Source organism: Paenibacillus sp. FSL P2-0136 (assembly GCF_037975325.1).
In the GTDB taxonomy this organism is placed as follows: domain Bacteria; phylum Bacillota; class Bacilli; order Paenibacillales; family Paenibacillaceae; genus Paenibacillus_AQ; species Paenibacillus_AQ silagei.
In genome coordinates this window covers 208,103-229,832 of sequence record NZ_CP150244.1, presented here as the reverse complement: position 1 = coordinate 229,832, position 21,730 = coordinate 208,103, and the positions used below count along the sequence as shown (strand labels likewise).

Sequence of the window (21,730 nt, the reverse complement as noted above, 5' to 3'; positions counted from 1 at the left end):
TGCCCTGTTTACATCCAGTCCTGTCCCTGGAGTTCAATCAGCTCTTTGAGCTCATGGTTAGACATCTCGGTTAACCAGTTCTCACCGGAGCCGACGACCTGCTCGGACAGGCTTTTTTTGCGTTCAATCAGCTCGTCGATCCGCTCCTCCAGCGTTCCCTGGCAGATCAGCTTATGCACCTGTACATTCTTATGTTGTCCAATCCGGAAGGCGCGGTCCGTCGCCTGATTCTCTACAGCCGGGTTCCACCAGCGGTCATAGTGCAGCACATGATTCGCCCGTGTCAGATTGAGGCCTACGCCTCCCGCCTTAAGCGACAGAACGAAGAAGGCCGGACCGTCCCCCTCTTGAAAAGCATGCACCATCTCGTCGCGCTCACGCTTCGAGATGCCGCCATGCAGGAACAGCGGCGTCTGCCCGTATCGTCTGGCCAGCCGGCTGACCAGCAGTTCGCCCATCGCCACATACTGGGTGAAGATCAGCGCCGATTCGCCAAGCTCAGAGATGCTGTCGAGCAACTCGAACATGACGTCCATTTTGCCCGAAGGCTCACTGCGCAGGCTCCGCCCCTCGTCCTTGCGGAACAGCTGGGGATGATCGCAGATCTGCTTCAGCTTGGTCAGGGAAGACAGCACCAGCCCCCGCCGGGCCATGCCCGAACGCTCGCCGATGACGCCTAGCATCTCATCCACAACCCCCTGATACAGCGCGGCCTGGGTCTCCGTAAGCGGACAATAGGACTTCAGCTCAAGCTTCTCCGGCAGATCCTTCGAGATATCCGGGTCACTCTTGAGACGCCGCAGCAGGAAGGGCGAGACCAGCCGGTGCAGCTCACGCAGCCGTTCGCCGCCCTCTCCCGACACATAACGCTGGCGGAAGGAATGATACGTCCCCAGATAACCTGGGTTGAGAAAATGAAAAATCGACCACAGCTCGCCCAGCCGGTTCTCCACCGGAGTCCCGGTCATTGCGATCCGGTGCGGCGCGCTCAGCTTCATGACGCTCTGCGCCTGCTTGGTGCGGTGATTCTTGATGTATTGCGCTTCATCCAGCACAACCGTGGACCAGCGTACCCCGGCCAGATCCTCGCTGTCCCGGCCCGCCAGATGGTAGGTAGTTAGCACAATCTCATGGCTGGCCGCCAGTTCCCTGAATCCTTCGCCGCGCACCCGCCGCCCTCCATGGTGAATATGCAAGCTAAGCGAAGGGGCGAAGCGCTGCAATTCCCGCTGCCAGTTGCCCAGCAGCGAGGTCGGGCAGAGGATCAGCACAGGCTCCTGCTTCTCGCCCGGCGGGGCATTCAGCGCCCGGTCGAGCAGGCAGGTGATGACCTGCACGGTTTTGCCGAGGCCCATATCATCAGCCAGGCAGACGCCGAAGCCGAGATTGCTGAGTGCCGTAAGCCACTGATAACCCCGCTCCTGATATGGCCGCAGCGTTCCGTTCAGATCCTCCGGCACCGGACGCAGCGGCATCCCGCGCAGCACATCGCCGTGCATGAGGGAGGCCAGCAGGCCAGAGGTCTCCATGCCGGTAACCGACATGCCCTTCCACAGCCGCTCTTCACCATCTTCAGCCTCCAGGCGCATCCAGTCGGCTGCGGTCATCTCTCCGCTCTCACCACGCTTAATATATCTCAGGACCTGACGAACCTCCTTCGGGTCCACTTCAATCCATTCTCCCCGGAAGCGCACAAATGGCACGCCTGCTTCCACCAGGGCATTCAGTTCCTCCTCTGTGATGTCTGAATCTCCCAGAGAGGCTTCAATACGGAAAGAGATCAGCTCTTCCATGCCCAGCGCAGACTGCACCGGGCCATCCGCTGCACCCGCCGGGGGCTGCATCTTCATTCTCATGCCGATCCGCCGCCGTCCCTCCCGGCTCCAGCGCGAAGGCATCTGCACGGTAATTCCCCGTTCCCGCAGCTGCTGCACGCTCTCCTTCAGGAAGAAATACAGCCGCTCCGGCGGCAGCTCAATCCCGCGCGGGGCCGGTTCAGCCAGCGAGCGCCGGATGTCGGGCGAACTCTTCGCCGCCCGTCCCAGCGCAGCCAGAAGCTGCTGCTGAATATTGCGGTAACGCTTGCCCCATAGGGTGAATTCCCGCTCCCGGCTGCTCCACACCGCTTCCGCCGGAATCCAGAATTCCCCCTCCTCCCGGCTCTCCGCCCAGAAGGTCAGCTGCCACAGCTCGCTCTCCTCCGCCGGAGGCTCCAGCCGCAGGCCCAGGCTTAGCTGTCCGCTGCGGGCCTCCTCAGTCTCGAAATGCGGCACCTCATGGCCCGCCGTCTCGTTCACCACTGCCAGCAGCTCCGTTACCTCAGCCGGAGTCCCCTGCACGGGGATATCCCGGCTGCCCGTGAGCAGACTGTTCCACCACAGCTCCGTCAGTGGAGAATAGCCGCGGCGGTAATTAGCCTTATACGGCGACAGCACGCTCTCATGGGCGGCAACCACATTCTTGATCTCGGCGGTCATGACCGCCTGCAGGAAGGAATACAGCACATACCCGCCCGCTTCCTCCCGCGAGGACAGGTCGCCTTCCTCAGCTACGTGTGTGCCAAGTGCAAGCACCGGCATGGAAGCCGCCATCTGCAGGAAGAACTCCTTATCCGCCTCTTCCCGGAACGCCGGTGACCAGCATACGGCAGCGGCCTGTTCGCCGCCGCGCCGCCGCGAACCGATCTTGCGCGGCGGCTGGGCGCCGGGCACAATCCCGCCCTTGCCCATCAGCTCCAGCGCGAAGCGGGCGGCTGCCGACCAGTAGCGCAGCTCCCCCCCGGGTTCAATGCCCTGGGCACGGCTCGCCTGCTCATCCCAGGCCAGCAGCAGCTCGAAGGCATCCTTCGGCGACAGCGCCAGCCCTTCCAGCGTGCGTCCGGGCAGTCCGCGCCGCGCCGGTTTGCCCTCCACGGCGGCGGCCGCAGGATACTTCACTTCCGCCAGCCGCAGTGCAGCACCCGCAAAAGGACGCCAGCCGCTGCGGAGCTCCAGCCGTTTGATTACGCGTGTCCATGCGTCCACCTTCGGCTCGGAGGTTTCGCCCGAGAAGCAGAATAATACGTCCCCTAACCATATTGCATACAGATGCTTAATCATTGTTGGTTAATCTCCATTCTTGTGAGCAAACAGCAAGAGCAGCCCTTCCAATCCGGAAGACTGCCTCCTGCTGCGCGAGAAATATATTATGAAGCTGCACCGGCAGCAATAGCTCTAGCCGCACAGCCTTCCTGTTACGTTATCTGCTGCAACTTTTTCTTCATCCCTTCATCTTATACGAAAAAGCCTATATTTAAAAACTTTTCTGCACATTTTCTGTGATTTTCAGCAGATTGTTGTTCAGATCAGGCGATTACTGTCCAGATAGCGTTGCAGCAGAAAGAACCGGCCCGCCCTCTCCAGGCTAGCCGGTCTTGAAATCCTGTGCAGCAACTCGTGCTGGACTACCAAAATCTTACGGGCTACAGCTACCTGCCCTCTAATCCGTACCTGCCAGAATCCGCAGCTCCCCGCCCCCGGCAGCATCCGCTACCTGTACGATGATCGCGCCGTTCTTGCCGTTCCGGGCCCAGCCCAGTGCCCCCTCATTCAGCTGCTCCAGGCTAATCTCTGCCAGTCCCTCCACCGCAGCGACAGTGAAGAACGGATAGCAGAGCGCGAAGCGGAGCATCTCCCGGCGCGGCTTATAATCGTGCACCGCATACGCCCACTTCAGTGCAAGCAGACCTTGCCCGCCTTCGGCCTGCACGGCAAGCTCCGTATACTGCCCCTTGCGGTAGCTGAAGCTGTGGCCGTCATCCTCATACAGCTTGAAGGACGAAGAGAAGCCCGCAGCCGCTTCCGCCCCGTAGAGGTGGAAGATGATCGTCTCCTCCGTGTCCTCCAGCGCATACTGTCTCAGCGGGCCTTCGGCCACGAAGCTGCCGGCCTTCACATACATCGGCATGATGTGCAGCGGTGCAGCCGCAAGAATATGCCGTCCGCCTTCATGGATCTCCCCGTCCCAATAGTCCAGCCAGCAGCCTTCCGGCAGATAGACGGAGCGGTGATCCGTATCCGGGCGGTAGACCGGGGCAATCAGCACATTTTCACCCAGCAGGAACTGGTCACACAGGTTACTGACATGCGGATCACGCGGATATTCTAGCACCAGCGGACGGATGACAGGAAGACCGCTCATTTCCGCTTCATGAAAAAGATTATACAAATGCGGCATCCAGCGGTACCTCAGTCCGATGAATTCACGCAAAATCCCTTCCACCTCTTCCCCGAAGGACCACGGCTCCTGGCGCAGCGTACCGATGGAGGAGTGATTGCGGCAGTATGGGAAAAAGACGCCCATCTGCGTCCACCGCACCAGCAGCTGCGCCGACGTATGATGGGCGAACCCGCCGATATCCGGCCCCGAGAAGGCCAGCCCGGACAGCCCCATGTTGAGCACCATCGGCATCGCCATCGCCATGTGCTCCCAGAAGCTGCGGTTATCGCCGGTCCATACGGCTGCATAGCGCTGGATGCCCGCATACCCGGCACGGGTCAGCACAAAGGGACGCTCACCCCCCATATGCTCGGCCAGCCCTTCATAGGTCGCTTTGGACATCATCATCCCGTACAGGTTATGGTATTCCTCATGCGTCACCGGCCGCCCGTTGTTGAAATGCATCACATCAAGATCCATCGTCTTGGTCTCATTGAAGACCGCAGGCTCGTTCATATCGTTCCAGATGCCCTGAATGCCAAGCTCTGTGTAGTATTTGTGCAGATCTCCCCACCACTCGGCGGTCCGGCTGTCGCTGAAATCAGGAAAGGCACTGATCCCCGGCCACACCTCACCGAAGAAAATATCGCCCTCCAGGCGGCGGCAGAAATGCTTCTCCAGCACCCCTTGCTTATACACCTCGTATTTGGGGTCTTTTTTGACGCCGGGATCTACAATCGGGACAATGCGCACACCCAGCTCCGCAAGCTCCGAGATCATTTTCTGCGGATCAGGGAAGTTGACAGGGTCGAAGGTGAATACGCGGTACTCGTCCATATAGTGGATATCCAGATAGATCACATCGCATGGGATGTTCTTCTCACGGAAGGTCTTGGCCAGCTGCAGCACCTCCTGCTGATTCATGTAACTGTAGCGGGACTGGTGATAACCGAGCGCCCACTTGGGCGGAAGTGCGATCCGGCCGGTGAGCGTGGTGTATCTTCGGACGACATCCTTCATCTCGGGCCCATTAATGAAATAGATATCGTACGCTCCCGTAGAACAGCCAATGGTAAAAGCAACGCCGTGCGAGCGCATGTCGAAATCACTCCGGCCCGTATTATCCAGAAACAGCCCGTAGGAGAGGTCACCGTGCATGTGGATAATGAGCGGTATCGACTCATAGAGCGCTTCAATCTCCGGCAGATGAGGGGCGAACACATCAGTGTTCCAGTTCGTATAACGCTCCCCGCGTTTGTCCAGGAAGCTCGATTTCTCACCCAGTCCGTAGAAATGCGAGTCCGGCTGCATATCATATTCCGCATGGCTTGCGCCGCGCGGGTTCCAGCTCGCCAGATTCTGCTGCATGATCACCTTCCCGGATGTATTCTCCACACGGAGCAGAAACGAGGCCTTCTCAATAATCAGCCGGATGGCGCCTGTAGAAAAAATGAGCTGCTCCTCCGTCTCCTCTACCGGAAACAGATGCGGAATACAGCACTCCTTCAGCACAGCCTCCGAGGTGGTCAGGTCCGGTACCTTGCTATGGAAGACCTTCATCCGGAACATATCATCGCTCAGAAAGATAAAAGCCATCCCGGCGCATTCCCCCCGGACGATGTAGATATTCTCGGAGCGTTCCCAGGACACCACGCTGCCCGGCGTGTTCCAGGTCTCCTTCATCACCATCGGCCCCATCTTCTCGGGGCGTATCGCCTCACTGCTCTCCATGAATCTTCTCTCCCTTCGCTGCTTGCTGATCTACTTCTTGACTACATATTACCCCGGGCCTAAGGAATACTATCCGCGATTCTTATGACCAATTGGTCATTTTTTTTGCCGGATTAGTCTGAATTGCCGCCACAGCGGGTATATTCTATATAGGCCAAGGCCAAAACGTAGTTATCAAACAAGTTAGGGAGTGGTCATATGACTAGAACTAATCCTTATAAGTGGGGGAATTTACTGCTCTTCCTCGGCGTCATTGCCGTCAATACCCTTTCGGTCGTCCTGCCGCTTGGCGGGAACAGCACCGCCGAAATCTCGGACAGGTATCATACGTACCTCACACCGGCCGGATATGCTTTTTCCATCTGGTCCCTGATCTATCTGCTGCTGGCCGGATTCATTATTTATCAGTTCCGAAGCGATACCGGGGGCAGGGATTCCGTCCAGCGAATCGGGATTTGGTTCATGCTCAGCTGTCTCTTCAATATGGGCTGGTTGCTCCTCTGGCATTACCTGTACATTGAGCTGTCGCTGGTGGCGATGGTGCTTCTGCTGCTCTCCCTGATCGTCATTTACCGCAAAACCCGCTTCATCGCAGATCCCACGACAGGCGAGAAATGGCTCGTGAAACTGCCGTTCAGCCTCTACCTCGGCTGGATCTCGGTAGCCACCATCGTCAATGTCAGCGTTGTGCTGGTGAAGAACGACTGGGGAGGCTTCGGACTCAGCGGCCCGTTCTGGGCCGTCATCATGCTCTGCGTCGGTGCTGTGCTGGCTGTGCTGGTAAGCTACCCGTACCGTGACAGCATCTATCCGCTCGTCTTCGTCTGGGCCTATATCGCCATTGCTATCGAGCATAAGGACACGAATGAGGTGTATTTCACCGGCCTGATTGCAGCAGGCCTTCTCTTGCTCTACAGTATCTGGCTGCTGCTGACTCCGCGCCGTTCCCGCAGCAGATACTAAATAAATTGAACTAATGGTTTTCTATTTTGGGATTAGCCGTGACTCCAGAGAAGTTTTGGACTTCCAGCCGCTGTTGTCTGCAGATTTCTTGATTTATCCCGTTTTCAACGGTTGAAATCCGCAGACAAAGGCGGTCGCTACCGCTCCTCCAGTTCCAAAATTCCCTTCCGCCACTTTTCCCTTCCTCAAGTTTTAAAGTTCAATCTATGTAGATATGCTTATATATGCACGCAAAATCCCCCGCACGCCTGATTCACGTGCGGGGGATTTCCCTGTAACCTACCTCGACCGGATGCATCCGGTCTGGCTTATTTCTTGCGTGCTACCGCTTCGATCTCGACCAGCGCATCCTTCGGCAGACGGGCTACCTCAACGGCACTGCGGGCCGGGTAAGGCTCGGTGAAGAAGGTGCTGTACACCTCGTTAACCGCCGCGAAATCATTCATATCCTTCAGATACACAGTTGTCTTCACTACCTGATCCATTGATGCTCCGGCCTCTTCCAGGATGGCCTTCACATTGTTAAGCGACTGGCGTGCCTGCTCCTGCACACTGCCCGGCAGTTCCGCCGTCTCCGGGTCCATTCCCAGCTGGCCTGAAGTGTAGACCCAGTTGCCGGCAACAATGGCCTGGCTGTAAGGGCCGATCGCTCCTGGAGCTTTCTTTGTAGCTACTTGTTTTTTGGTCATAGTGAATGCCTCCTGCATGCTGTACGCGGCCTGTAGACCGCTATGTACATTCTAATCGTATGCTTATTGTAAGTCCTGGGGTCTGCGGTTTGCAAACCCTGATGCCCAGCTAATGCTTGCCGATCACATGAATAACCTCATTGGTGTAGATATGAACGCCACCTGTATCGGCCAGGGCAATGTTCATCATCGCCCGCGCTACCGTTGCAGCCGGAATGGCCCGGAACTTCGCAGCCTTACCGACCATCGCGAAATCCAGCGCCTTCATAACCACAGCTGCGGCGCGTTCACCCAGCCTGAATTCTGCCCGGTCCCCAAGGAGCAGAGAAGGCCGGAACAGATGCAGGCCGTGGAATCCGGCAGCAATCAGGCCCTCCTCCGTCCGCCCCTTGATCCGGCTATAGAAGGTGCGCGATTTGGCGCTGGCTCCCATAGAGGACACGGCCAGGAACTGCTTCACATTATGCTCTTTGGCCAGGGCCGCAGCCGCAAGCGGATACTCCAGGTCCACCCGTTCGAACTGCTCCTGCGAGCCCGCCTGCTTAATCGTCGTTCCCAGGCAGCAGAATACTGCATATACACCGGCGAATTGCTCGCTGTATTGCTCAAGCCGGTCCCAATCCACTTGAATCTGTCTCAGCTTCGGATGCTCAAGGGCAAGAGGACGGCGGACCAGAACACGGACCTCGTCCCAATTCCCGCCCAGCAGGTCCCGGGTCAGCGCACTGCCGACCAGCCCTGTAGCTCCCAGTACCAGTGCAATTCTTGTCACCGAAATAGCCTCCTTCTATTCCTCCTTATTCATCCCGCAGAATACGGCGGCCCAGCAGCAGTGCCAGCAGAATCATCAGCACGCCTACCACTAACTGCATGCCGTAGATCTGCATCCACTGGGGCCATTCCTTAATCCATTCATAGATACGGCCGCCCAGCAGCGGGCCGAAGAAGGCCGCCAGACCGGTAAGCGCCGCATACATCGCCATATACATCGGCCGTTCGCGCTTCGGCGTATCGCCAATAATGAAGTTGAAGGCGAGCTGGTTGAAGCCTCCCACACCCACGCCGAACACAATATGGGCCGCAAATAATACCGGAAGCATCGGCAGCACAGACAAGAGTCCCCAGATCAGGGAAGAGACCGCGATAATCGGCAGCGTCCACAGCAGCAGCTTCTTGTTGCTGTGCCTGGCGTTCAGATTGCCCCATACATAGAAGCTGGCCATCATGAAGACCGTCTGCGCGACATTCAGCAGGGACAGCTTCTCATAATTGATATTCAGCAGCTGCAGCATGACATAGGAATACAGCGGCACGGTCAGGTTCTGCAGCAGCAGCCAAGCAGACAGGAACAGCGTGGATTTCATGAACATCTTGTCCTGAAGCGGCTTCCTGAGCATCGGCAGGAAGTCCTTCTCTTCCGATTTCTCAAACGGCACATCCGGGTAGAAGAAGAACACCACAATATTCGAGATCGAGAAAATCCACACTACAATATACAGGATAAGGAATCCGTGTCCGCCCGGATAACGGTCAAGAATAATACCGCCTCCGTACATCACCAGGCTTCCCAGCGCATTAAGGAACGTATTGCGAATACCGAAATACCGGCCCCGGACCCTTGCAGGCACCAGGTCACTGATGACCGAATTCCAGAGCACACCGCCGGCAGTGTTGGCAATGAAGGCAATGGTATATAGTACGATGAAGGCAGTAACCCAGTGCTCTTGCGGAAAAATAAACGGAACCAGGCCCGTAGATCCCCACAACAGCCGGTGTAAGCCAATAAAAGTCACGAGCGCCCACTTGCGGCTCGGCAGCCTCTGAATCAGGAAAGCCACACCGATCTGTGCGACGTTCACCAGCGTAGTAAGCGCGAGGACAAATCCGATCTGACTGGAGCTGGCACCCAGGTATAACAAAAATCCTGTAAGAAATTGGCCTTGCAGCAGCACCTGGAATATGGTGGATGGTATCCCCTCAAAGGTAGCGATCTGCAGATTCTTGCGGTGTACGGAGACCTTGCGCAAATCCTTGGAACGGTTCCGCAGCGGCCGGTTTCTCATGATGTTCATGGGGTGTTGACTCTCCTTTGATGCGGCTTTTGCTTCATTCTACTCAGCACCAGGTTCCTGTCAATACACCGAAATCACAAATAAAGTTGGAGCTGCGGGGATTATACGGACGCGCCTGAATGCAGTGGTAAATGTAAGGAGAATATACTGCCCTGGCCTTCGCGGCTATGCAGGGTAATGAAGCCGCCCAGGAGCCTGGCCAGATCATTGCTGATAGACAGACCCAGCCCCGTACCGCCATACTTGCGGCTGACATTGATATCCGCCTGTTCAAAGGCCTCGAAGATCAGATCATGCTTCTCCGGGGGAATGCCGATTCCGGTATCCTGCACCTCAAAGGCAATCCACTTCTGTGCAGCAGACCCCTCCTGACGTTCCACTACACGGATATTCATAGTGACCCCGCCAGTCATCGTGAACTTGAACGCATTCGAGAGCAGATTGCGCAGAATCTGCTGCACCCGCTGGGGGTCCGTGTAGATTACCGCAGGCACCCCTTCGTCCAGGGAGACACTGAAGGTGAGCTGCTTCTGTCTGGCTAAGACGCCGAACTGCTGGACGAGCAGATCAGGGACCTCGCTGGTATTTAAATCCTCTATAATAATATCCAGCTTCCCTGCCTCCACCTTGGACAGATCGAGAATATCATTAATGAGCGACAGGAGATCCTCCCCGGAGCGGTGAATGATCCCGCCATATTCAGCAAGTTCCTCCGTACTCAGGGACTCATCGCCTTCTTCAATCATCTGGGACAGGTTGATAATGCTGTTCAGCGGGGTTCTTAGTTCATGGGACATGTTCGCCAGGAACTCCGATTTGAACTGTGAGGCTAGCATGAGCTGCTTGGCTCTTTCCTCGAGCACAATTTTATTCTTATGCAACTCCTCCGTCTGCTCGGACAACAGCTTATTCGCTCTAATGATCTGTCCTGTACGCATCAGGTCCAGATGGAAATCGCGGATAATCAGCGCGAACAACGCACTGAGGACAAGGCCTGCGGGAAAGGTAACCGGCAGAATCTTCGTTATGTAATCATGTGTGGGAATGACCCCAAATACGGCAATATTCAGCACATTCACTACATTGACTACCAGAATAGTAGCAATCCCCTTATACATCACCGACGCAGACGAACGCTTCATCCATACGCTTAGCGCGGCACAGACAAAGCCCAGGATAGTCAGATTCAGCACGCCTACCAGCGCTGCCTCGTTCACTCCAAAGGTCAGGCGCGTAAGCCCGGTTGCGATTCCGATGATAATCAGGACCAAGGGCTGGGGGTAAGCCAGTGTAGAGATGATCAGCGGTACATACCGCAGGTCAAAAATGACATGCTCATGCAGTCTGTAGCCGAAAAAGGTACTGATCCACCCTGCAAAGACCGCGAGCAGCACCCAGCTTACTCTTTTTACAGGCTCGGATGCGTGGGTTACAGTGTACTTGTATATTAGATTCGCCAGATACGACAGAGTGATTAGTAAAGCTGTATTCACAAAAAAGATTTTGACATATTCCATGGCTTCACTCCTGCAGCGAAAATAAGTTCACAATAATATTTATAGTATCATACTGGAGGAATGAAAAACATGAAGCGTGAGGGCTATTGCATATGTATATGTATGAGAGTGATGGCTGCGGAATGTCCGGGGGACAGCAAAAAAGCGCAAATCAGATACGATTTGCGCTTTTTCCTTGAAATATAAGAATTTATATGTTCTACGCTTTAAATTATCCTTCTGATTAGCTGCGGTGGGAGGACTCCCATTTATGGTACTCCGCTTCGGCTTCATCCTTGGAATGGCCGTAACGCTCCTGCAGCTTGCCTACCAGCTTGTCTTTTTCACCATCGATGATATCCAGGTCGTCATCTGTCAGCTTGCCCCATTGCTTCTTGGCTTCACCTTTAATCTGCAGCCATTTACCTTTGATCACATTGTTATCCACTACAAGCTCATCTCCTTAGTTGTCTATTTAATGTCTGGCGAAAGCTTATAATTGCTTGTGAACTATTACCCCCATGACTTTTGGCTGAATCTCCTGGCTGTGCAGGGGCTGCACCTGCAATTGCATGAAGCCATGCAGAATAACTCAACTTTTGTCACATAAAAGTCTTTTTAAAAAGCTATTCAACTATCTTAAAATTTGATATACTTCAGAAGTAAATTTATTTATGATTTAAGTGATTATTTTCACATGATAGTTCCATAGCTTGTGCTAAAATGCCATCGAACAAGAAACGATATGATTAAATTTTTTCTTATTGCCTGCCGATATATGTCGTATGCCTGCTACAAAAAGGGACTTAAGACCGAGATGAAAGTGACATTTATCATTTATAAAGTGATTTTTATCACTTCCACCGCTATTAAAATGTTTTACATTTTAATATATATATTTTAAACTATTTTCTTGGAGGTCATATCAAAATGAAAAAAGCTTCTGTAATCTTGTCGAGCGCTCTGGTATTGGGTACTTTACTCGCAGGTTGTGGCAACAGCAACAAAGCAGAGAACGCTGCTGCAACAACAGCACCTGTAGCAACTGCTACTGCCGCAACTGAAGCAACTACTGCACCTGCAGCCGAAACAGGCAAGTACCAGGACGGAACCTACTACGGTACAGTGGATGCCGATCCAGAGACTGGTTGGCAGACCTTTACACAACTGACTGTAGAAGGCGGCAAAATCACCAAAGCTGACTGGAATGCTTTCAATGTTAAAAAAGCGGGCGATTTGAAGAAAAAAGTATCTGAAGACGGCAACTACGGCCTGGTAAAAATCGGCGGAGCGAAGTCCGAATGGCATGAACAGGCTGCTCTTGCTGAAGCCTACCTGATTGAAAAACAAGATCCTGCTGCTCTCACTGTAAATGCTGAAGGCAAAACAGATGCAATCTCCGGTGTATCCGTACACGTTAGTGATTTCGTTGGCGCGGCTCAGGCTGCACTTGCTGCCGGCCCTGCACAAGCAGGCCCATACAAAGATGGCGGATATACTGCTGAAGGCGAAATGGATGCTACATCCGGCTGGAAGTCCACAGTAGCTCTCTCTGTTGCTAACGGCAACGTTGTAGCTGTTAATTTCAGCGGTGTGAATGCTGCAGGCGACGATAAGAAACAATATTCTGTAGACGGCAAATACGGCATGAAAGCCGGCGGCGCTGCTGCTGAATGGCATGAAGAAATCGCCCTTGCCGAGAAATACTTCCTTGAGAACAAAGGCGTAGCTCCTACCCTGGATGCTGAAGGTAAAACAGATGCAATCTCCGGCGTATCCATCCACGTTGGTGAATATTTCACACTTGCACAAAAAGCACTCGAAGGCGCGAAATAATTATTCGCTACCCTTTTGCAGCTAATCAGATGAATGAGGTGAGTTTCTCTTGAAGAAAATAGTCATTTTGGGCGGCGGCTACGGCGGCGTACTCACGGCTAAGAAACTGGCAAAGAAATTTAAGAACGACAAAGATGTAGAAATCAAACTGATCGACCGAAATCCATACCACACTCTTTTGACTGAGCTGCATGAGGTTTCTGCGAATCGCGCACCTGAGGATTCGATCAAAATTGACTTGAAGAAAATCTTTGCCGGCCTGAAGGTAGATGTTGTTCTGGACGAAATCAGCAACATTGATTTCAAGAACAAGAAGCTGAAGTCCGACAAAGCCACTTATGCTTATGATTATCTGGTCATCGGCACAGGAAGCAAGCCAACCTTCTTCGGAATCCCCGGAGCAGAAGAGAACACCTTCTCCTTCTGGTCCTACGATGATGCAGTTGCCTTGAAGCGTCAAATCCGCGACATGTACACCAAAGCTGCGAAGGAAAAGAACCCGGCTACACGCCGCGCTATGCTGACCTTCGTAATTATCGGTGCCGGTTTTACCGGCGTTGAGCTTGTAGGTGAAATGGCCGAGCAGCGCGATGAGCTCTGCAGAGAATTCTTCATCGATCCTTCCGAAGTGAGATTAATCGTGGCTGATATGGCTCCGAAGATCCTGCCTATCCTGCCGGATAAGCTGATCCAGAAAGCCGAAGCCCGTCTGCGCAAGCTGAAGGTAGAAATTGTTACAGGCGCCAAAATCACCGAAGTAGGCGCAGGCTCTGTTGCCCTCGGCGAGAAGAACATCGTGGATGCACAGACAATTGTCTGGACAGCCGGTGTTGAAGGCTCCGAAATTGTCGGCAACCTTGATGTTCAGCAGCAAGGCCGCAAACGTATTGTTACCAATGAACACCTTGAAAGTGTTGACCATAAGAATGTGTATGTTGTAGGGGATAACATCTTCTTCATCCCTGAAGGCGAAGAACGTCCAGTTCCGCAAATGGTTGAGAATGCTGAACAAGCGGCTCCGGTTATCGCAGGCAATATCACTGCCGACATCAAGGGTACGCCTAAAAAAGCATACAAACCAGGCTTCCACGGCACCATGGTTTCGATCGGCAGCCGCTACGGTGTAGCGAACGTTGGTCTTCCGGGCAAGTTCTTCATGCTGACCGGCTTCATGGCTATGTTGTCCAAACATTTCATCAATATGTTCTATCTGTCACAGGTTGTAGGCTTCAATAAGGTCTGGACTTACATGATGCACGAGTTCTTCCATGTTGAGAACCGCAAGAGCTTCGTTGGCGGTTACTTCTCCAAGCGCTCGCCGAACTTCTGGCTCGTTCCGCTCCGTATGCTCCTTGGGGGAATGTGGTTATATGAAGGTATAGAGAAGATCCGCAAGATCTGGGTTGATCCGAATAAGATTTTCCTGATTCCTGCGGCTCCTTATGCAGACGCCACATCGGCAGCAAGTCAGGCTGTGGATGCAGTCAAAACTACCGTAGATGCCCAATCTGCCGCTTCCGCAGTATCCACTGCCAAAGAAGCTGTATCGGCTCTTCCGGTTCCAGGCTTCATTTATGATATCTCTAACTGGTTCATGGATCTCATGTTCTATAACCCGGATGGTTCTTACACCTTCCTGGCCAAATGGTTCCAAATCGGTATGGTCTGTGCCGAGATCGTCTTCGGTGTAATGCTGATCGTCGGTCTGTTCACAGCTATCTCTGCTATAGCCACGATAGGTATGGCGGTTATGATCTGGACCACCAAGATGGCAGCAACAGAAATGCTCTGGTATGTTGGGGCAGCGATTGCCTGCATCGGCGGTTCCGGCACCGTGTTCAGCCTGGATTACTATGTTCTTCCTTGGCTCAAGAAGCAGTGGAAGAGAATACCTCTCGTCCGGCGCTGGTATCTGTATACCGACTGATGAACCGGGTAACCGGTGGTTAAGAACTACATTCATTTATAACAGCGGCGTATGCACAAGCTGCGCTGCTGCAAGCTGAATAGGATATTCTTAAGAGTAATGTGTCCCTAGGACACATTACTCTCCTTGTTTAACGAGGTGAAAGTACATTTATATGTTCGATTTCAACAAAATGGTTTTGTAGGGATAATCAGGGATTCGGTTCCATCCAGCAAAACCGACATGAAGGAGAGAAGCTTGTGAACCAAAAAATCGCCCAAGATACATTCCGGTTGCTTCAGGCTGAGATGTCTAAGATCGCCGGAATTCAGTTGTCTCTCTCTCCGGCAGAATGTGAGCAAATGCTCTCGGTACTGGAACGCCATGATCTGGAATATGACCGCAAAACCCATTTGCTAGGCATTTATACCATTCTTACCGTGGCAGCACAGCGCCATATGGAATGTGTCCCACATCATCCTGACCTGACCCGTAACATTTTGGATGGAGATTACCTGTACAGCTTCTATCTGCAGTTTGCAGTGAAATGCCGGGAGCTGGATCTGGTGGCCTACATGGCCCCTTCCATCAAAAAAATGCAGATCGCACGTTCAAATGGAGAGTTCACCGAACACAATCCGGCCCGGGAGTTGGATGAATTCCTCATTCAGGAGCGCAGACAACGAAGCCGTACCAGTAAAGCCATTTGACAGGTGGGAACATGAACGATGAAGCTGCATGAAGCCTTGAATATTGATCTGAATGAAATTAACCGTGAAATTAAGAATCTGGTCACCCATGATAAGGATGTTCCCAAAAAGTCGCAGCTGGCGCAGAGCATTCTTGAATTAACAGGCTCCGGCGGTAAACGCCTCCGCCCGCTGATGGTTATTGTCGGCAGCCGGTTTGGCCTGAGACCTGCCGGACGCCGAACTCTGCAATTATCCGCTGCGGCTGAATTTATCCATGTGGCCTCACTGATTCATGACGATATTATTGATAACGCCGAGCTGCGGCGGGGCGAGCCTGCGCTTCATATCAAGACAGGCATTCTATCCGCTGTTCATATCGGTAATTATATGTCTGCCCGCATCATTGAACTGCTCAGCAAGTACACCGGGGATAAGGACCGTTATGTTCACGATCTGTCCTCTGTTGCCACCTCCCAATTGTGTCTAGGCGAATATCAGCAATTAGAGCATGCCTTCGATTATGATCTTACGCTGGAGCAATATCTGGAGAAATCCCGTAACAAAACCGCGCTGCTAATGGCCACCTGCCTGCGGGTAGGCGCACTGTCGGCGGAGAGCAGCGCAGAGACAGCCCAGCTCCTCTATGATTTCGGCGAAGCGCTGGGGATGTCGTTCCAGATCCAGGATGATATCCTGGACTTCACGCAATCGGCGGATGTACTAGGCAAGCCGGCCGGCAGCGATCTCCGCCACGGCCAGGTTACCCTTCCGGTGCTCTTTGCCTTAGAGGATGCCGAGCTTGCCCCTGTCATCCGCAGAATAGGCCCTGGCTCATCTCCCGCCGACATCGAACAAGTCCTGGAGCTGGTAAGGAACAGTGACGCCCTAACCCGCTCAGAGGCCGTCAGCCAGGACTATCTGGCCCGGGCTGCTGCGATTGTGGAGCAGCTCTCCAGCTTCCCGGCGCATGCCGATCTGGAAACCCTGCTGCAGTACTTCGCTGGGCGTGACCGCTGAGCTCCGGACTGAATGGGTTATAGCCAGCGATGCTCTAACGCATTGTGGCCGTCAGCAGAGAATACCTGGCCAAGGCTGTTGCAATCGGTTAGCATCTGTAAGCTTTCGTACAATGCTTACGTAGCTCAGCTGTATTATGATGCTGCAAGCTCCACGCTGCTTTATTAGTTCATACTGTACGCTCCACCCTTCACACTATTTGTATTAACACATATTAAGTAAACGAGCCTGAGTAAGGCTCGTTTTTTTGTTTTTTATCACACTTCGCCGCGCTAATTGTATTTTGTACAACTAAAGTCCCCTCTAATGAGCTGGCAGGTGCTTTAATTGCACTCTGTACACCTATTTAGGCTGGAATGCCCTCAAAAGCTACTTTTCATTATTTTTAGTTGTACAGAATACATGTATCATACGAAATTAGCTTTTTGGATGTCTTTTAGTTGTACGAAATACACTTAACCGCCCACATCTCACCCATCCGCTAAATAGCGAACGCAGCGGAGCGTACGTGAGTGAGTTTAGCTATTGGTTTGTGATTTGTGGTTTTGGGGGTTTGGGGTTTGGGGTTTGGGGTTTGGGGTTTGGGGTTTGGGGTTTGGGGTTGCCCCCCCATAATGAAGAAAAGCGCGAAGCTCTAAGCTTATTCGCGCTTTTTCTGCCGCCCCCCGCTGGGTAGGCCTGTTGTCTTTTTGAAGTTAGTGTTGCTCAGGGAGAGGTTAGGACGGAACGGAGAGGAATTTTGGAACTGTAGGAGCGGCAGCGTTCGCCTTTAACTTCGGATTCCTACCGCGTTCAGCGGCTCGAATCAGGGAATCCGAAGTTAACAGCGACCGGAAGTCCAAACATTCCGCGCAGTGCAGCTCCCCACCCTCCTTCCCCCCCCCAACCTAATTAACGTAAAAATAATCAATCAGCGTACACAGCAAGATCACCATACTGATCACCTGATTCAAATTATAAGAAGCCACCTTCATCAGCTTACGGTTGGCAGGCTTGATAATCTTGTGCTCTGTCATAAGCAGTACCGTAGCGATGCCGATGCCCACCAGATACATCCAGCCGAGATCACGCCAGACGTACAGGAACAGCAGCAGCATAACCATAATGAAATGCAGCCCCTTGGAGATCCGCAGCGCGTTCTCCAGGCCGAAGAAGCTCGGGATGGACCATAAGCCGTTCTTCCGGTCGAACTCAATGTCCTGAGTCCCGTAGATGATATCAAACCCGGCAATCCAGAGCATCACCACGGTTCCGATCACGAATGGCGTGAACGCGATATTCCCGGTAACCGCAAACCAGGCGCCAATCGGCGCCGAAGCAATCACGAAGCCCAGATACAGATGGCTCAGGAAGGTGAACCGCTTCGTATAAGAGTAGGATGAGATCAGTACAATGGCTACCGGGGACAGCACCAGGCAGAGCAGGTTCAGCATCCCGGAGGCCACAATGAACAGGGCATAATTGATGATAATGAACAGAATGACTTCCTTCTCTGCGAGCAGACGCTGCGGCAGATGCCGGTGGGCGGTTCGCGGATTATTGCCGTCGAAGGTGCGGTCTACCAGACGATTGAACGCATTCGCCCCGTTGCGTGCCCCGATCAGCGCGATCAGTCCCCATAACATCATATGGCCGGAAGGCCAGCCTCCCGCCGCCCAGACCATCGAGATGATGGCAAAAGGCAGTGAGAACAGCGTATGCGAGAACATCACCAGCTCGCTGAACATTTTCATTTTAAGCGCCGTATGTTTAAAAGCATTAATGATAACCATATTGTTAGGCCTCTTTCTCAGTGGATCGCTTGCAGCACTTCATGGAGTGCATCCAGCAGGGCATCGATATTACCGGAAGTGACCACAAGCGGCGGCTGGAAGGCGAGGACGTTGCGGCCTATACCGTTTTTGCCGATCAGGTATCCGCGGTCCTTCAGCTCTTCCAGCACATAGTCTGTCACCGCAGCCGCATCCTCAGTCTCCGAACCGGCCAGCTCGGCCCCCAGCATAAGTCCGCTGCCCCGTACGTCGGTAATCAACGCAGGGTAACGCTCCTGGAGAGCAAGCAAGCCTTGCTTCAGCTGCCCGCCCAGCTCAGCCGCACGTTCTGCCAGCCGCTCATCACGGATGTAGTCTAGCACCGCCAGCGCCGTAGCCGCTGAGACCGGATTCCCTCCGAACGTCGAGGCGGAAGGCTTGTTCAGCGATGCCGCAATCTCATCCGTTGTGGAAAAGGCAGCGATCGGCACTCCGTTCCCCAGCGCCTTGGCCATGCTGATAATGTCCGGCACGACGCCGAAATGCTCCATCGCAAACATAGCTCCGCTCCGGCCGTAGCCGGTCTGGATTTCGTCGTCAATCAGCAGTACACCGTACTGCTCAAGCAGCGCCTTCACCTCACCGAAATAGGACAGCGCAGGCATGACGATCCCGCCGTTCCCTTGAATCGGCTCCACGATCATGGCGGCAATGGTGTCTCCTTGGGCAGCGAGTACCTCCTTCAGATTCTGGATCGACTGCGCCGCCGCTTCCTCCAGCGTCAATTCCGGATGATACGGGCGTTTAATGAACGTTACATCCTCATCGAGGTAGGCATCGGTTCTCCACATTTGCAGCCCGGTCACACTCATAGTGAGATTGGTCCGGCCATGCAGGCCAGCTTCCAGGGCGATGAAGCCTTTGCGGCCGGTATGCATCCGCGCCAGCAGCAGCGCCCCTTCATTCGCCTCCGAGCCGCTGTTGACGAAGAATGTCCGGCGCAGCGCGCCCGGCAGCACTTCTTCCAGGCGTTCCGCCAAATCTACATTCGGCTGGGTCAGATAGATCGGCGAAGTGTGCTGCAATTGCTGAAGCTGTGCTATCGTACGGGAAGTAATAGCCGGATTACAGTGGCCGCAGGCAACCACTGAGACTCCTGCGAAGAAGTCGGTGTATTCCTTGCCGTTCTCATCGTAGACATACTGCATGCTTCCGCGCACCAATTGCGGGGCATCCCGGTAAAAATGTGCGGTACACGGGTAGAAATACTGCTTTCTTTTGGCAGCTACCGCTTCTCTTCCAATGATGACGCTCTGTTCCATGTAAATCCCTCACTTTCAACTGCTGATAATTCAAGATGATTAGTTTGTGAAAAAAGGTACTTATAATTGCGCCATATGCCCTTATTATACTCTCCTCGGCGTTAATTTAAAATTGAATTATTAGCATTAGTTGAATTGCAGTGAACCGAGGGTGTATCCCGCATAGACCGGCTTCAGCCCGCCCAGCAGTTCCTCCACCGGCTTCGCCCCATCCATTGCAGCCTGATAAGCAGCAATAATGGTACGCAGCTCCTCTATGCTGTATGTCGCACCTTCAATCCGGAAGCTTGTAATTCCCAGGCCGTTCATTTCACCCAGCATCGGGAGATAACATAGCTCCTTGGCGAACAGCAGATGGCAGCGGCCATATTGGTCACGGTAGACCGGGTTCTCGCCCTTGTCGGTCTTGAGCACCAGCACTTCATTACGGACATACTGGTTGTCTTCCTCCCCAATCGGCTCCATCACCTCTGTATTCTCGAACAGATCATGCTCCATATACATCAATGCAGGCGTTCCGTGAACCACAACCTCCAGCGGCAAGTCACTGTGCGAGGTGAAGGAGGCGAAATGCTCCAGCGTCATCTCCGGCGAAACGGTCAGCTTCGTCAGGCCCAGTCCGGCATACAGTCCGGCTGACAGATGGTTGTATACATTCAGATTGGCATCGCCCATCATCGGGTAACCGGTGCCACGGTAACGGCGGATCGCCCCCAGGTTCGTAATGATCAGGCCGTCAATCGGCAGCCGTTCCCCGTTCAGCAGATGATCATATTGGTCGAAATGCAGCTCGTTCATCATCCGCGGCAGACCCAGATATAGCTTGGTATGGCCTTTTACCGCTCCAAGATCCTTAATATCCTGCTTCGTAAAAGGACGGTCCGGCTCAAACACATCGCCCGGCAGGTACAAGCTGTCTACTCCCATCTCCAGTACGAGTCGCGCTTGCTCCATATTATTCACACGCACTGCCAGCTCAGGCTTGATAAGGGTACTGCGTCTGTCTTCAGCCATTCGTGCCCGCAGTTCCGTCACCCGCTCTGCAGATAGCTCACGCTCGGCAGTCGGCGTACTGAATACTTTGCCAGTACTGTAGAACTTGCCTGTTCCCTCATAACGGCGGTTGATATTCGACAGTCCCGGTTTGCCAAAAGCATACGCCGTGGAGAAATCACGCTTACGGTTGTTATACAGCTCTTTGGAATCCTGGGTCCGGTCGAAGCCCAGCGGATCATCAATATAACGGTCAATCGCATCGCCGTAGCTGTTGGACAGCATCACCATGAAGTCTTTATCGCGCATACGGCCTTCGATTTTGAAGGAAGTAATGCCCGATTCAATCAGCTCCGGAAGATGCTCATACATGAACATATCCTTCACCGCCAGCGGATATTCCGCAGGGAAGACATAGCCGTCACGCTTGATCCGGTAATCCCAGCGGCAAGGCTTCATGCATTTGCCCCGGTTGCTGCTCATCCCGAACACCTGAGAGCTGAAATAACAGTTCGCCCCGTGGACAGAGCACATATCGCCATGGATGAAATACTCCAGCTCCATACCGCTTCTTGCGCCCAGCAGCTTCGCAGTCTGCAGATCCATCTCCCGCGAGGTAACCACCCGGCTGACGCCCAGCTCCTTCAGCGCGTGGATCATCTCCAGATTATGCACATTCATCATGACGGATGCGTGAACCGGCAGATTCAGCCCCATCTCGCGGATCAATTCCAGCACCGCCATATCCTGCACGATCAGCGCGTCCGGGCGGGCCGTGTCCAGGAAGCTAAGGTACGCTCTGGCCTCTTCCACATCCTCTTCGCTGAACAGATTGTTGACCGTGATATATACTTTTTTGTCCATACTATGAGCGATATTCAGGGCTTCGATAATCTCTTCATGACTCAAGTTGTAGCCCTTGCGCATCATTCTCATGTTAAGCACCGGACCGCCGAAATACACCGCGTCACACTTCGATTCAATAACAGCCTTGAAGATCTCGAAGGTTCCCGCTGGTGCCAATAACTCTACTTCTTTACCATTAAAATAACGTGCCATTCCCGT

At 53.6% G+C, this 21,730-nt stretch carries 15 protein-coding genes; 5 read left to right on the top strand and 10 right to left on the bottom strand.

All coding sequences use genetic code 11. The features are described from left to right. Positions 1 to 8: 8 nt before the first annotated feature. Together NYE26_RS00940 and NYE26_RS00935 are read right to left on the bottom strand one after the other, a co-directional pair. On the bottom strand, positions 9 to 3,098 hold the full coding sequence (locus NYE26_RS00940) for a DEAD/DEAH box helicase (RefSeq protein ID WP_339253246.1): 3,090 nt from the start codon (positions 3,096 to 3,098) through the stop codon (positions 9 to 11). Between the two features lie 379 nt (positions 3,099 to 3,477). After that, positions 3,478 to 5,928 (bottom strand): TIM-barrel domain-containing protein, encoded by a 2,451-nt coding sequence (locus NYE26_RS00935; RefSeq protein WP_339253244.1) that lies wholly within the window; start codon positions 5,926 to 5,928, stop codon positions 3,478 to 3,480. A 198-nt stretch (positions 5,929 to 6,126) separates the two neighbouring features. On the opposite strand from NYE26_RS00935, the gene NYE26_RS00930 reads away from it, so the two are divergent. Then, on the top strand, positions 6,127 to 6,891 hold the full coding sequence (locus NYE26_RS00930) for a tryptophan-rich sensory protein (RefSeq protein WP_339253242.1): 765 nt from the start codon (positions 6,127 to 6,129) through the stop codon (positions 6,889 to 6,891). A 308-nt stretch (positions 6,892 to 7,199) separates the two neighbouring features. Here the strand turns inward: NYE26_RS00930 and NYE26_RS00925 are convergent, their stop codons facing one another. The 5 genes from NYE26_RS00925 to NYE26_RS00905 form a co-directional block, all read right to left on the bottom strand. Next, positions 7,200 to 7,580: a RidA family protein gene (locus NYE26_RS00925; RefSeq protein ID WP_036722134.1), complete on the bottom strand. Its 381-nt coding sequence runs from the start codon at positions 7,578 to 7,580 to the stop codon at positions 7,200 to 7,202. A gap of 109 nt (positions 7,581 to 7,689) precedes the next feature. Further along, positions 7,690 to 8,352 carry an oxidoreductase gene (locus NYE26_RS00920; protein ID WP_339253239.1) on the bottom strand — a complete coding sequence of 221 codons (663 nt, stop codon included), beginning with the start codon at positions 8,350 to 8,352 and terminating at the stop codon, positions 7,690 to 7,692. Between the two features lie 25 nt (positions 8,353 to 8,377). Continuing rightward, on the bottom strand, positions 8,378 to 9,652 hold the full coding sequence (locus tag NYE26_RS00915) for an MFS transporter (RefSeq protein WP_339253237.1): 1,275 nt from the start codon (positions 9,650 to 9,652) through the stop codon (positions 8,378 to 8,380). Positions 9,653 to 9,753: 101 nt separating this feature from the next. Continuing rightward, positions 9,754 to 11,169, bottom strand: a complete 1,416-nt coding sequence (locus tag NYE26_RS00910; RefSeq protein ID WP_339253235.1) for an ATP-binding protein — start codon at positions 11,167 to 11,169, stop codon at positions 9,754 to 9,756. A gap of 223 nt (positions 11,170 to 11,392) precedes the next feature. Beyond that, a complete protein-coding gene (locus NYE26_RS00905; RefSeq protein ID WP_036695255.1) occupies positions 11,393 to 11,596 on the bottom strand; it encodes a CsbD family protein in 204 nt (67 codons plus the stop codon). Positions 11,597 to 12,078: 482 nt separating this feature from the next. On the opposite strand from NYE26_RS00905, the gene NYE26_RS00900 reads away from it, so the two are divergent. From NYE26_RS00900 to NYE26_RS00885, 4 genes are all read left to right on the top strand, one after another. Further along, positions 12,079 to 12,984 carry an FMN-binding protein gene (locus NYE26_RS00900; protein ID WP_339253233.1) on the top strand — a complete coding sequence of 302 codons (906 nt, stop codon included), beginning with the start codon at positions 12,079 to 12,081 and terminating at the stop codon, positions 12,982 to 12,984. Between the two features lie 49 nt (positions 12,985 to 13,033). Beyond that, positions 13,034 to 14,911 carry an FAD-dependent oxidoreductase gene (locus tag NYE26_RS00895; protein ID WP_036722120.1) on the top strand — a complete coding sequence of 626 codons (1,878 nt, stop codon included), beginning with the start codon at positions 13,034 to 13,036 and terminating at the stop codon, positions 14,909 to 14,911. Between the two features lie 239 nt (positions 14,912 to 15,150). Then, positions 15,151 to 15,600, top strand: coding sequence for a hypothetical protein (locus NYE26_RS00890; protein ID WP_036722118.1), 450 nt, complete (start codon positions 15,151 to 15,153; stop codon positions 15,598 to 15,600). A gap of 18 nt (positions 15,601 to 15,618) precedes the next feature. Beyond that, entirely contained in the window at positions 15,619 to 16,599 is a 981-nt protein-coding gene (locus NYE26_RS00885) for a polyprenyl synthetase family protein (protein ID WP_339253231.1), read from the top strand. Between the two features lie 887 nt (positions 16,600 to 17,486). Here NYE26_RS00885 and NYE26_RS00880 read toward each other — a convergent pair. From NYE26_RS00880 to NYE26_RS00870, 3 genes are all read right to left on the bottom strand, one after another. Then, complete coding sequence (locus NYE26_RS00880; RefSeq protein WP_051477771.1) at positions 17,487 to 18,371, bottom strand: UbiA-like polyprenyltransferase; 885 nt, start codon at positions 18,369 to 18,371, stop codon at positions 17,487 to 17,489. Between the two features lie 17 nt (positions 18,372 to 18,388). After that, positions 18,389 to 19,672, bottom strand: a complete 1,284-nt coding sequence (locus NYE26_RS00875) for an aspartate aminotransferase family protein (protein ID WP_339253228.1) — start codon at positions 19,670 to 19,672, stop codon at positions 18,389 to 18,391. Between the two features lie 126 nt (positions 19,673 to 19,798). Further along, entirely contained in the window at positions 19,799 to 21,724 is a 1,926-nt protein-coding gene (locus NYE26_RS00870; protein ID WP_339253226.1) for a U32 family peptidase, read from the bottom strand. Between the last annotated feature and the right edge of the window lie 6 nt (positions 21,725 to 21,730).